Consider the following 12,629-nt stretch of genomic DNA (forward strand, 5'->3'; position numbering starts at 1 on the left):
CTCACCTGTCAAAAAAATGCCCGGACTCATCATCCGGGCATTGTTAATCTTTCATTCACCCTGGGATCAAACCCGCTGGGACCGCTGTTTACGCTCAAATTCGCGAATCCGCTGGCGACAATGCTCAATGGTTTGGGGCGTCATCACGCTCCGACGCTCGTCTTTCAACTCGCCACCGAGGTTGCGCACCACGCACTGGGCTGTCTCCAGCATGAAATCAAAAGCCTGGAGCGCGTTGGACGGCCCCGGCATGCTCATGAAAAAACTGATTCCGGGCGTTGTCAGCGACTCGATATCCGATGGCTTGAACGTACCCGGTTCCACCGCATTGGCAACACTGAACTGGACAGGACTGGTAGTGTCTGCAGCTTCATGACGATGGTAGATGTCCATGTCGCCATGTTCGAGTCCACAGGCTTCAAAGAGGTCCTTTAACGCAGGCCCCCTGAAATCCTCGCCGTTGCGGGCCAGCACGTTAATAACGACAACTTCCCGGGCTTCCGGACGGTTGGCACCGGCCAGAGGTTGCCTGCTGTTGCGACTTACCGGTTCCCGACGGGCCGTATCTTCCTCGACCTCTGTGGTGACTGTCGGCGGTAGCGGCTCGCGATCTTTCCCGGTTACTTCCGGGGCAGCTGACGCAGGCTCAGGGGTGTCCGGAATATCCTCACGGACCACTCGCGGCTCACCGACGATATCATCATCACCGGGCACTTCATCATCGGCTGCTCCCCAGCCTTCATCGGGTTCGGGATCACGTTCGTCCCGCGAGGAAAAGCCGGACTCCAGTGCCTCTTCCTCAGGCTCTTCGGGCAGTTTTTCACGACCACTGGTCGATGCCGTGACTGGCCGGGTGGGCTTGGGCTTGGGCGTTCCGAAACGGTCCGACTTTTCCCGCTTTACATACCCACGCTCTTCGAGAGTGTCCCTGGAAATTGTTCGGGCACCACCGTTGGGAAGCTCCGGGTTAAATTCGTCGTCCAGAGGCGATTCTTCCAGTTCATCAGCCCCCATACCGGAGGAAATCGCCATTGATTCCTTACGTGCGCGCCGCACACGGCGTATTCCGTCGACGACAATGCCGATGATAACCAGGGTACCGATGGCAATTAACCATTCCCTAAGTGACATAGTGCTGCTGTCCTGTTTGCAGATTCCGTAACGTTGTTACTCTAAGAAAAGCCCGTAATGAATACAACGCGCACCGCAACAGATGGCGTTATTGTCATCCTTGTCGATATTATATTCAGGCGGCTCTCAGGCCTCAGCCAGAGCCGCCGCCTCTTCAACATCCACCGATACCAGACGCGAACAGCCCGGCTCGTGCATGGTAACCCCCATGAGCTGGTCCGCCATTTCCATCGCGATCTTGTTGTGGGTGATGTAGATAAACTGAACCTGCTTGGACATTTCCTTGACCATATTGGCATAACGGCTCACGTTTGCATCGTCCAGTGGCGCATCCACCTCGTCCAGCATGCAGAATGGAGCAGGATTAAGCTGAAAGATCGAAAAAACCAGAGCGATGGCCGTCAGCGCCTTTTCACCACCGGAGAGCAAGTGAATCGTGCTGTTCTTCTTCCCCGGAGGCCTGGCCATGATCGCTACGCCGGTTTCCAGCAAATCTTCACTGGTCAACTCAAGGTAGGCGTTACCGCCTCCGAACACCTTCGGGAACAGAGCCTGGAGTCCCCCATTAACCTTATCGAACGTCTCCTTGAACCGCTGACGCGTCTCACGGTCGATTTTGCGAATGGCGTTATCCAGGGTTTCCAGCGCCTCCATCAGGTCTTCGTGCTGAGTATCAAGGTACGTCTTTCGCTCACTCTGAACCTGGTATTCTTCAATCGCCGCGAGGTTAATCGCCCCCAGCCGCTGAATCCGATTGCCAATTTTCTCCAACTCGTCAGCCCAGCCTTCCTCGTTAGCATCCTCGGGTAACTGCTCCAGCACTTCCTGGAGTTTCACATCCAGCTCCTTGAGCTGTTCAACGTGATTGCCAGAGCGAATTTCCAGCGCCTGGGACTCCATTTTCAGCTTTTCCAGTTTTGAGCGCACGTCTTGTATCTGGTGATCTATACGACTGCGGCCTTGTTCCTTTTCCCGGACCTCCCGATCAATCTCTTCAAGAGCGTCACGGGCGGAACCCAGCTTTTCCTCTTCAGCCAGTCGCCGTTCCAACAGCCCCTCCAGTTGCATCTGGAGATCTTCAATCGGCTCTTCTGCACTCTCCCGGCTTTCCCTGAGAATTTCCAGCCGTTCTTCCAACCGTTCCTTCTGAAGCTGCATCCGCCCAATCGTCTGTTTCAACCCTTCCCGCTGGCTGTTCAGGGACTGCAACTGAAGCTGCAACTGGTGCGCATGATCCCGGTCATGGCGTGCGTCCTGGCGAAGCCGGTCCAGATTTTCTCTGAGGCTGTCACGTTGCTCCAGCAAGCGCTCTTTCTCTTCGTCGCTGTCTTCGGTCGATGCCAACGCCTGTTGCCATTCTTCGCGCACCGCAAGGAGGCTTTCCTGCTGATCTTCAAGATTTAGCGACACGTCGGACAAGTCATCGCTGATACGCTGTAACCGCGCGTCAATCTGTTCGGCACGGGCCCGCAAACCACTGACTCTGGAAGACAGCTGCGCAAGGTTCCGTTCGACTTCACTCAGGGTTCCCTGGGCTTCATCGCGGGCAGACTCCACTCTTTCCGATCGTTCCTGCAAAAGTTCAAGACGTTCGTTTGCAATCTCCAGGGCGTCTTCCGCTTGCCCCAACTGCTCGGCCAGCTCCGTCACTTTCTTCTGGCGCTCAATCACACCTACCTGCCCTGCATCGGAGTCCGGCATCAGGACCCAGTCACGGGAAACCCAGACCCCACCCGGTGTAATGGCCGTCTCACCGGCCTTAAGACCGTCGCGCAGCGCAAGTGCTTCCGTCAGGGTGTCTGCAGTCATTATGCCAGTGAGAAGAGAAGCGACTGCGGGCACACCGGAAACCTTGGCTTCAAGCCCACCTGCGCTGGTGGTCGTATTCGCGAAGGAATTCACTACCGCCAGGCCTTTTGGCGCGCCATTCATGGCATCGCGGATAGAATCGATTCCAGGCAGGGCTAGGCCATGGGTAAATCGCCCAATTACTTGCTCAACAGCAAATTCCCAGCCACTCTCTATGCGCAACTGGCTCGCAATCCGCGGTGAGTCGGTCAACCCATGCTCAGCCAGCCAATTCTGCAGGGCGTCATCCTGCCCGCCCATTTGCTCGTCCAGCAACGCTTGCTGGGATTCCAGCGCAGCACGGAGGTTCTGTACTTTCTGGCGTTCCTCCCCGACAATCTGCTCAGCTTCACGGAGGTTCTGCCGGGCTTCGTACTGCTCATCCTGAACCGCAGCTATACGCTCCGCCGCTTCCTCTCTCTGGAGCTCGAGCGTTTCCTGCTGCTCCAGCAGCTCTTCAAGTTCAGCGCGGTCCATCTGGCCTTCCAGCAGATTCTGCTCTTCCTCCAGCTTACGATGTCGGTTACGAAGCTGCTCAATCGCATCTTCCAGAGAGCGAATCCGCGATTGTGCCAGTTCCGCCTGACGGCGGGCATCCGAAGAACGGCTGCTGAAATCTTCCCATTTCTGCTGCCAGTCGCTCATGGCCTCTTCGGCCATTTGCAGTTTCTCGCCAGAATCTTCGGACCGGGCAGCCAAGGCTTCCTGCTCCGGCTCCAGCATATCCAACTCTTCCTGAATCCCCGCAAGTTTCTCCTCGTCCTGCTCCAGCTCCCTGGCGAGCTCGCGCTGATTTCCTATGGCCTGATCAAGCTCGGTTGCAGTCTGGCGACTGCGTTCTCGCTGGTGTTCCAGGCTTTGTTCGATACGTGCAATATCAGCACCGGCCTCGTAGTATCGGGCCTGGGCACGATTAAAGTGTTCTGTTCGATCCTGGTGGCTGTCCCGAAGCGATTCCATAGCGGTTTCAAGGCTGACCCGTTCAGTCAGATTTTTTTCCAGCTCAAGCTCGGTATCACGGATTCTTCCCCGCCACGTCTGCAGGTCATTATCAAGGGACTGCCAGCGCAGAACCGTCAACTCGGCTTTTTTCTGGCGTTCTTCCTGTTTGTAGGTCTTGTACTTTTCTGCCGCGGCCGCCTGACGTTCAAGATGCTGAAGCTGACGCCCCAGCTCTTCGCGGAGATCCGTCAGGCGTTCAAGATTTTCCTGGGTTCGCCGAATGCGGTTTTCAGTTTCACGGCGCCGTTCCTTGTATTTGGAAATGCCAGCCGCTTCTTCAATATAAACGCGCAGCTCTTCCGGCTTTGCTTCAATCAGCCGAGAAATCATTCCCTGTTCAATAATCGCGTAGCTGCGGGGGCCAAGGCCAGTGCCAAGAAACAGGTCAGTGATATCCCGCCGCCGGCATTTTGAGCCATTCAGGAAATATTCCGATTGGCCTTCACGGGAAACCCGACGACGGACCGAAATTTCGTTGAACCTGACGAATTCTCCGGGAGCCGATCCATCACTGTTATCAAATACGAGCTCAATAGAAGCCTGGCCAACAGGCTTTCGGGCACTGGAGCCATTGAAGATAACGTCGGTCATGGACTCACCCCGAAGGTATTTCGCGGAGCTCTCACCCATTACCCAGCGAACCGCGTCGATAATATTCGACTTTCCACAACCATTCGGCCCGATTACCGCTGTCAGGTTCGACGGGAACGGTACGGTCGTCGGATCAACGAATGACTTGAATCCGGACAGTTTGATGGACTTCAGCCGCATATCAGGCGCTCTCCTCATCCCTGAGTATGGTCAGAACCTGCTCTCGCTGGTGCTCGCCGAATGCCTGAATGACCGCCTGCAGTTTTTCAGCATCGTCGCTGACAGCAGCTTCAGCCAGTTGCCGGAAAAACATTGCTGTTTCGCTGATTTCTTCCCGGAAGTGTTCAAGGGCAACAAAATAAGTCCGGCTGATGGCTGGCCGGAAATTCTCGAGGGTTTCCTCAAGGAAGGGGTTTTCCACCAGTCCATAGGCATACCGCATGACGCCAAAGCCGGCATCGATGACTTGTTCGGCAGCATCGGCACCGGAGGAATTCAGCGCATCAATTACCGCCTGGAGTTCCTGCACCTGCCCCATTACACCGCCTAGTTCCTTGCCAGACCAGCGTTCCAGCATTTTGCGCCCGAGCATGCACAGCAAGTCTATGTAAATATCATAAAGGCTGTTGACAGTTTCAGGAGTAAGGCCAGACACAACGGCGCCCCGGCGGGGGAATATCTCAATCAGATGGCGTCGTTCAAGAATCAGGAGGGCCTCGCGCACAGAGCCCCGACTGACGTTGAGCTCACCGGAAACCTTGAGCTCCTGGATACGCTCTCCGGGTCGAAGGTCTCGTGTGATGATCCGCTGCCCAATATGTTGGGCAATTTGTTCAGACAGACTTTCCGGGGCCTGAAACCTCATAGAATTAGTCGCTCACTTCCGCAGAGGGCAAAATCATAAGCGCACGAGTTTACCACAGGCATGGGCGAGCCCCATCCCCTTGTCCGACATTTTGGTCCCGGTCATAACCTGACCCGGCAATGGCCTGCCGGTTTTTTGGCGCCGACCTCCTAAACACCCTGCGAGCTCACCATGTAATACCAGAAAAAGCTCTCATCTAACTGTTTTATTGAATTTTTATTTTTGCGGCATGGTTTATGCTTTTGAACAGGAAATCACTGTAAACTTAAGCGACAGAGTGAGCCATAGTGAAACATATACCGTCCATCCAGCGATCCAGTAGCCAGCACCAGAAGCTGGCCGCTTTGAGGCAGGCCCACCAGGACTGGAACAACGCGCCGGATGTACTCACCAGACTCACGCGTCGCTTGTCTACGACGCTCTCACTGGAAAACCAGCTAGGTATCCTCGCGGAAGAACTTGGCGCTATAGTTCCCTTCGATTCGTTCAATTACCGCCACCGGATTGCCCGTAGGGACTTTGTCTTCGCGACCGGTATGGGCGGCCCGCATCGTTGCGAATACCGCCTGAATCTCGAAGGCGCCAGTTTCGGAACACTGACACTGCATCGGCGAAAGAAGTTTTCCGAAGAGGAATTGCAGGGTGTGGAGATGATCATCAGCGCTGCAATTTGCCCGTTGCGCAATGCCTGCCAGTATATTGCCATTGAGCAGGCCGCACTCACAGACTCCCTGACCGGTATCCCCAACAAGCGAGCCATGGACGAAGCCCTGGAGCGCGCTGGCCAGCTTGCGGACCGCCATCACCAGGACTACTCACTGATTCTTTGTGACCTGGACCATTTCAAGGCGGTCAATGACAAACATGGCCACGTCGTTGGCGACCACCTGCTGCAGCTTGCGGCAGAGGCGGTTGAACGCGCCCTGCGAACCTCGGACAGTGTCTACCGGTTCGGCGGTGAGGAGTTTGCCGTTCTGTTGCCCCACACCAGTGATGAGAATGCCAAAGACGTCGGTGACAGGATCCGCAAGGCGGTCAGCGGCCTTGAGATAGATTGCGGCGGAACCCGGCTTTCGATTACCGCGAGTTGCGGGGTCGCCCTGCACAGCGAGGGGGAGTCACCCGAGCAGTGGCTTGCCCGGGCAGATGAAGCGCTTTACCGAGCAAAAAGTCAGGGTCGGGACTGTACCCGGGTCTTTCCAACAATCAACTGAACACTATTTACGAGCAGATCGCCCTCGGGTACCACTGCCCTTACCAGACGTTTTCGCGGGACCGGAATCACTGACCTGCCAGCGCTTCGCACCCGGCTTTTTACCCGTGCGACCGGGGCTCTTGCGACGCTGACGATCCTGTGCCGCTTTCTCATCCGGCGTTTTCTGGGGAATATCCTTTGCCGCCAGACCCACTGTGCGACTCAGCAGGTCCACTGCTTTCTGGTCCAGTTCTTCCCATTTTCCGAGCGTCAGCCTGCTCGGAAGAAAGACCGGGCCGTAGCGTACACGCTTCAGACGGCTGACTCTCACTCCCTGGGATTCCCACAGGCGGCGCACTTCACGATTCCGCCCCTCAAGCAGCGTCACGTGAAACCACCGATTGATTCCACTTCCGCCAGCCGGCGAAAGGTCGGTGAACTTTGCAATGCCATCTTCAAGCAACACCCCCTCCATCAATCGCCCGATCATGGCATCGTCAACTTCCCCGAAAATCCGCACAGCGTATTCCCGGTCAATCTGGCTGGAAGGGTGCATCAGGCGATTCGCCAGCTCGCCATCAGTGGTGAACAGAACGAGCCCCGTCGTATTGATATCCAGGCGGCCAATAGAAATCCAGCGATGGTCCTTCAGTCGGGGGAGCCGGTCAAACACGGTTGGGCGACCTTCCGGATCCTTGCGGGTGGTCACCTCACCTTCAGGCTTGTTGTAAATCAATACCCGGCGAAGAACTTCTGCAGCTCCGGAAACATCCAGGCGCTTGCCGTCAAGCTCAAAGCGGTCTTCGACGGTTGCTTTCTGGCCAGGGGCCGCTGGCTGGCCGTTAACAATCAGCCGACCAGCCTCCATCCAGCCCTCAATTTCACGACGAGATCCGATACCTGCCCGCGCCAGAAGCTTCTGGATGCGCTCCGGCTCGTCGTGCTTTACTTTTTCACTGGCCGGTTTCGCGGCCCGTCTCGGGCGTTCTGACGCCATGAATCAATCCTTAATAACTGCCTGATGCCGTGATGGCATCAGTGAAGTGTCTGCTCGTCCGGATCGCTCCTGGAGGGGGATTCGAACTCGATTTCTGCCTGCATATTCTTTTCAATTTCACGACCGATTTCTTCCAGGTCGCGAATTTCCGACAGCGGCGGCAACTGATCCAGCCCCGTCAGATTGAAATAATCGAGAAACTGCTTTGTGGTCGCGTACATGGCAGGACGGCCCGGTACATCGCGATGACCTACAACGCGAACCCACTCTCGCTCAAGCAGCGTACGAATGATATTGCTGCTTACCGTTACACCACGAATGTCTTCAATCTCGCCACGAGTGATCGGCTGCCGGTAAGCAATCAAGGCGAGGGTTTCAAGCAGGGCCCGGGAGTAACGCTGAGGCTTCTCCTCAAAAAGCCGCCCGACCCATGGAGCGTATTCCTGGCGAACCTGCAAACGGTATCCACTTGCCACTTTCCGGAGCTCAAAGCCTCTACCCTCGCAGGCCTCCTCCAACAACACCATCACATGCTCCATTACCTGCCGGGCGGGACGCTCATCTTCGGCAAAGAGATCGCGAAGCTGATCCACTGACAAGGGCTTTCCGGCGGCCAGGAGAGCCGCTTCGGCAATAGCCTGGATGCGTAGCAGGTGCTCTTCATTCATAACGAATACCCGAATTACCGTGTTCTTTTCGATCGAACGCCGTATCAGCTGGCCGCACGCGCCCGAATATGAATGGGGCCGAGAACCTCTGCCTGAACGACTTCAATCAACTGTTCTTTCACCAGTTCCAGCGTAGCAATGAAGGTTACCACTACCCCCAATCGCCCCTCCTCAAGAGTAAACAGGCTCTCGAACGTGACAAAATGTTCGTCCTGAAGCGCGGACAGAATGGCTGACATCCGTTCGCGAGTGGAGAGCTTCTCACGCTCCACGTGATGGCTGGTGAACAGATCCGCTCGTTGGAGGACACCTTGCAGCGCCAGCAGCATTTCTCGCAAGTCTACATCCGGATGCGGCTGACTCGATGACATTTTGGGCAAAGCCGCCGCGGCTGGAAAGTTGTCACGTTCCAGCCGCGGCATCTCATCAATATCTTCCGCTGCCTTCTTGAAGCGCTCGTACTGCTGCAGACGCCGAATCAGCTCAGCACGCGGATCAATCTCTTCATCATCCTCTGCCTCATGCCTGGGCAGCAGCATCCGTGACTTGATCTCTGCCAGAGTTGCAGCCATAACCAGGTATTCCGCAGCAAGCTCAAAGCGCATGGATTCCACAGCACCGATGTAGTCCATGTACTGACGGGTAATCTCACTGACATCAATGTCCAGAATGTTCATATTCTGGCGGCGGATCAGATAAAGGAGCAGATCCAGCGGCCCCTCAAAGGCCTCAAGAAAGACCGCAAGTGCATCAGGCGGAATGTACAGATCTTTCGGAACATCGACCAGGGGCTTTCCTGACACGACGGCGAGTGGCGACTGTTCAGCCACTGCCTCGTCAGCGCCAGACACAGCGGTACCAGTTGTTTCGTCGGTCATAACCTATCTCCTCCGGAGAATCCGGTCGCTGCTCCCTCCACCCGGTCAAATGTAGGAATCTATCGGTAATGAAGGCCCATTGCCGCCCGCACTTCCTCAAGCGTGTCCCGCGCTGCGTCCCGGGCATGCTCACGCCCTTCCTGTAGAATGGAATGTACCAGATCGGGATTACTCTCATATTCCCGGGCTCGCTCATGCAGCGGGCGCTGTTCTTCCACGATGGCATCAATGAGCGGCTTTTTGCAGTCGAGGCAGCCTATTCCGGCACTTCGGCACCCACTCTGCACCCATTCCTGCGTATCCGCATCGGAATAAACCTTGTGCATGCTCCAGACCGGGCACTTTTCAGGATCGCCCGGATCTGTCCGCCGCACACGCTGCGGGTCTGTCTGCATAGTCCGCACCTTCTGGGCGACACTGTCCGGTTCCTCCCGCAGACCGATATAGTTATTGTAGGACTTGGACATCTTCTGGCCGTCCAGCCCCGGCATTTTGGATTCCGGCGTCAGCAGTGGCTGCGGCTCGGGCAGGATCACCTTTCCACCGCCCTCGATATAACCGTATAGACGCTCGCGATCGCCCAGAGAAATATTCTGCTGCTCTTTGAGCAGTGCCCTCGCGGTCTCCAGAGCTTCCAGATCGCCCTCTTCCTGATACCGCTTCTTGAGATTGCGGTAGAGTTTGGCGTTCTTTTTGCCCATCTTCACAATAGCGCCTTCGGCCTGCTCCTCGAAGCCCGGCTCGCGGCCATAAATGTGATTAAACCGACGGGCAATTTCCCGGGTAATTTCGACATGGGAAACCTGATCGGCGCCAACGGGAACCTTGCCCGCCCGATACACAAGAATATCGGCACTTTGCAGCAGGGGGTAACCCAGGAACCCGTAAGTTGCCAGGTCCTTCTCACGCAGCTTTTCCTGCTGGTCCTTGAACGTTGGAACCCGCTCAAGCCAACCCAGTGGCGTAATCATGGACAAAAGCAGGTGCAGTTCCGCGTGCTCCGGAACCTGCGACTGGATGAACATCGTTGAAGACCCGGGATTCACGCCCGCGGCCAGCCAGTCAATCACCATGTCCCAGACACTTTGCTCAATCCCCGAGGGGTCGTCGTACTGGGTAGTCAGCGCATGCCAGTCAGCGATGAAGAAAAAGCACTCGAACTCGTGCTGGAGTTTCACCCAGTTTTTCAGCACACCATGGTAGTGGCCAAGGTGAAGCTTGCCGGTCGGACGCATGCCGGACAAAACTCTTTGCTGGGAATCTACAGAACTCAAAGCACGAACTCCTTATTTTGTATTGGATTCGCCATCATAGTTCAGGCGACCCGGCATTATAAATAAAAAACCCCCGCACTGCAGGGCAGAACGGGGGTTTTTATCGAAAGAAGGCTAACTTACCAGCCAGTCACTTCCTTCAGGGCCTGGCCAATCTCGGCCAGGCTGCGCACAGTTTTGACACCGGCGTCGTTCAGAGCGGCAAACTTTTCGTCTGCAGTTCCCTTACCACCGGAGATGATGGCGCCAGCATGGCCCATACGTTTACCTGGAGGCGCGGTAACACCAGCGATGTAAGATACCACCGGCTTGGTTACGTTGTCCTTGATAAACGCAGCCGCTTCTTCTTCGGCGGTACCGCCGATTTCACCGATCATAACGATAGCTTCGGTCTGCGGATCTTCCTGGAGCAGCTTCAGGATGTCGATGAAGTTGGAACCAGGAATCGGGTCACCACCGATACCGATGCAGGTAGACTGGCCATAGCCGAAGTCTGTGGTCTGCTTGACCGCTTCGTAAGTCAGGGTGCCGGAACGGGATACGATACCGACCTTGCCTGGCTTATGAATATGGCCCGGCATGATACCGATCTTGCACTCGCCCGGTGTGATAACACCCGGACAGTTCGGACCGATCATACGTACGCCTTTACGATCAACGTATTCTTTGGCGTACAGCATGTCGATGGTCGGGATGCCTTCGGTGATGCAGACAATCAGCTGAATACCCGCATCAGCAGCTTCGATGATCGCATCTTTACAGAACGGAGCCGGCACATAGATAACGGTCGCTTCTGCCCCGGTTTTTTCCACCGCTTCGCGCACAGTGTTGAAAACCGGCAGACCCAGATGCTCGGTACCACCCTTACCCGGGCTTACACCACCAACCATCTTGGTGCCGTATTCAATAGCCTGCTCAGAGTGAAAGGTACCCTGTGCGCCGGTAAAGCCCTGGCAGATAACCTTGGTGTCTTTGTTAATCAGGATGCTCATTATTTACCCCCTGCGGCTTTAACGACTTGCTCTGCGGCATTCGCCAGACTGGTAGCGGCGATGATGTTCAGGCCACTATCAGCGAGTACCTGAGTACCCTTCTCGGCATTGTTGCCTTCAAGGCGCACAACAACTGGCACTTTTACACCAACTTCCTTAACCGCGCCGATAATACCTTCAGCAATCATGTCACAGCGAACGATGCCACCGAAGATGTTCACGAGAACCGCCTTCACGTTATCGTCAGACAGGATAATCTTGAATGCCTCGGAAACACGCTCCTTGGTTGCGCCGCCACCAACGTCCAGGAAGTTGGCCGGCCGGCCACCTGACAGCTTGATGATGTCCATGGTGCCCATGGCAAGGCCTGCGCCATTAACCATACAGCCAATGTTGCCTTCCAGGGCAACATAGTTAAGCTCCCAGCGTGCGGCTTCGGCTTCGCGGGGATCTTCCTGCGAGGGATCGTGCATCTCATGGATTTTCTTCTGACGGTACAGCGCGTTGCCGTCTACGCCAATTTTGGCGTCCAGGCAGTGCAGATCACCGGCCGGGGTAATGACCAGCGGGTTGATCTCCAGAAGTGCCAGGTCACGGTCCTCAAACAGCTTGGCCAGACCCAGGAAAATCTTGGTGAACTGTCCGATCTGCTTGCCTTCGAGGCCGAGCTTGAACGCCAGCTCGCGACCCTGGTAAGGCTGCGCGCCAACCAGTGGATCGATCTCAGCCTTCAGAATCTTTTCCGGAGTTTCTTCGGCAACCTGTTCAATTTCTACGCCGCCTTCGGTAGAGGCCATGAACACAATGCGGCGGGTACCACGATCGACAACGGCGCCCAAGTAGAGCTCCTGGTCAATATCGGTGAGGGATTCAACCAGAATCTTGCTGACCGGCTGGCCGTGTTCGTCGGTCTGGTAAGTGACCAGGTTCTTGCCCAGCCACTTTTCGGCAAACTCGCGAATCTCGTCTTTACTCTTGACCAGCTTTACACCGCCGGCCTTACCACGGCCACCAGCGTGAACCTGTGCTTTCACAACCCATGCATCACCACCAATCTCGGTAGCAGCTGCCACGGCTTCTTGAGGAGTATCACAGGCAATGCCCTGGGATACTGGCAGGCCATATTCAGCAAAAAGCTGTTTGCCCTGATATTCATGCAAATTCATAGTTAATGTCCCGCTTATTGAT

General features: G+C 55.8%; 10 protein-coding genes. 1 reads left to right on the forward strand and 9 read right to left on the reverse strand.

Annotated features, from left to right (window positions below):
- Nucleotides 1-66: 66 nt before the first annotated feature.
- The 3 genes from zipA to BKP64_RS06665 all read right to left on the reverse strand — a co-directional run bounded on the left by zipA (nucleotide 67) and on the right by BKP64_RS06665 (nucleotide 5,437).
- Nucleotides 67-1,131 carry a cell division protein ZipA gene (gene zipA, locus BKP64_RS06655; RefSeq protein WP_070967616.1) on the reverse strand — a complete coding sequence of 355 codons (1,065 nt, stop codon included), beginning with the start codon at nucleotides 1,129-1,131 and terminating at the stop codon, nucleotides 67-69.
- Nucleotides 1,132-1,257: 126 nt separating this feature from the next.
- Nucleotides 1,258-4,752 carry a chromosome segregation protein SMC gene (gene smc / locus BKP64_RS06660; protein WP_070967618.1) on the reverse strand — a complete coding sequence of 1,165 codons (3,495 nt, stop codon included), beginning with the start codon at nucleotides 4,750-4,752 and terminating at the stop codon, nucleotides 1,258-1,260.
- A 1-nt stretch (nucleotide 4,753) separates the two neighbouring features.
- On the reverse strand, nucleotides 4,754-5,437 hold the full coding sequence (locus BKP64_RS06665) for a GntR family transcriptional regulator (protein WP_070967620.1): 684 nt from the start codon (nucleotides 5,435-5,437) through the stop codon (nucleotides 4,754-4,756).
- Between the two features lie 287 nt (nucleotides 5,438-5,724).
- Between BKP64_RS06665 and BKP64_RS06670 the strand changes: the two genes are divergently transcribed.
- On the forward strand, nucleotides 5,725-6,651 hold the full coding sequence (locus BKP64_RS06670; RefSeq protein ID WP_070967623.1) for a GGDEF domain-containing protein: 927 nt from the start codon (nucleotides 5,725-5,727) through the stop codon (nucleotides 6,649-6,651).
- Between the two features lie 3 nt (nucleotides 6,652-6,654).
- Here the strand turns inward: BKP64_RS06670 and rluB are convergent, their stop codons facing one another.
- The 6 genes from rluB to sucC form a co-directional block, all read right to left on the reverse strand.
- Nucleotides 6,655-7,629: a 23S rRNA pseudouridine(2605) synthase RluB gene (gene rluB, locus BKP64_RS06675; protein WP_070967627.1), complete on the reverse strand. Its 975-nt coding sequence runs from the start codon at nucleotides 7,627-7,629 to the stop codon at nucleotides 6,655-6,657.
- Between the two features lie 38 nt (nucleotides 7,630-7,667).
- On the reverse strand, nucleotides 7,668-8,297 hold the full coding sequence (scpB, locus tag BKP64_RS06680) for an SMC-Scp complex subunit ScpB (protein ID WP_070967629.1): 630 nt from the start codon (nucleotides 8,295-8,297) through the stop codon (nucleotides 7,668-7,670).
- 44 nt (nucleotides 8,298-8,341) lie between these two features.
- On the reverse strand, nucleotides 8,342-9,175 hold the full coding sequence (locus BKP64_RS06685) for a segregation and condensation protein A (protein ID WP_070967632.1): 834 nt from the start codon (nucleotides 9,173-9,175) through the stop codon (nucleotides 8,342-8,344).
- 59 nt (nucleotides 9,176-9,234) lie between these two features.
- The gene (locus BKP64_RS06690) at nucleotides 9,235-10,449 is read right to left on the reverse strand and encodes a tryptophan--tRNA ligase (protein WP_083329173.1); all 1,215 of its coding nucleotides are present in this window, start codon (nucleotides 10,447-10,449) and stop codon (nucleotides 9,235-9,237) included.
- Nucleotides 10,450-10,568: 119 nt separating this feature from the next.
- Nucleotides 10,569-11,441 carry a succinate--CoA ligase subunit alpha gene (gene sucD, locus BKP64_RS06695; protein WP_070967637.1) on the reverse strand — a complete coding sequence of 291 codons (873 nt, stop codon included), beginning with the start codon at nucleotides 11,439-11,441 and terminating at the stop codon, nucleotides 10,569-10,571.
- Nucleotides 11,441-12,607, reverse strand: a complete 1,167-nt coding sequence (gene sucC / locus BKP64_RS06700) for an ADP-forming succinate--CoA ligase subunit beta (protein ID WP_070967640.1) — start codon at nucleotides 12,605-12,607, stop codon at nucleotides 11,441-11,443. Before sucC ends, sucD begins: the two co-directional genes overlap by 1 nt.
- Between the last annotated feature and the right edge of the window lie 22 nt (nucleotides 12,608-12,629).

Source organism: Marinobacter salinus, from assembly GCF_001854125.1.
Classification (GTDB): Bacteria; Pseudomonadota; Gammaproteobacteria; order Pseudomonadales; family Oleiphilaceae; genus Marinobacter; species Marinobacter salinus.

Excerpts from the sequence above, each read along its gene's own strand:
- zipA (WP_070967616.1), bottom strand. The coding sequence starts at position 1,131 with ATGTCACTTAGGGAATGGTTAATTGCCATCGGTACCCTGGTTATCATC.
- smc (WP_070967618.1), bottom strand. The coding sequence starts at position 4,752 with ATGCGGCTGAAGTCCATCAAACTGTCCGGATTCAAGTCATTCGTTGAT.
- BKP64_RS06665 (WP_070967620.1), bottom strand. The coding sequence starts at position 5,437 with ATGAGGTTTCAGGCCCCGGAAAGTCTGTCTGAACAAATTGCCCAACAT.
- rluB (WP_070967627.1), bottom strand. The coding sequence starts at position 7,629 with ATGGCGTCAGAACGCCCGAGACGGGCCGCGAAACCGGCCAGTGAAAAA.
- scpB (WP_070967629.1), bottom strand. The coding sequence starts at position 8,297 with ATGAATGAAGAGCACCTGCTACGCATCCAGGCTATTGCCGAAGCGGCT.
- BKP64_RS06685 (WP_070967632.1), bottom strand. The coding sequence starts at position 9,175 with ATGACCGACGAAACAACTGGTACCGCTGTGTCTGGCGCTGACGAGGCA.
- sucD (WP_070967637.1), bottom strand. The coding sequence starts at position 11,441 with ATGAGCATCCTGATTAACAAAGACACCAAGGTTATCTGCCAGGGCTTT.
- sucC (WP_070967640.1), bottom strand. The coding sequence starts at position 12,607 with ATGAATTTGCATGAATATCAGGGCAAACAGCTTTTTGCTGAATATGGC.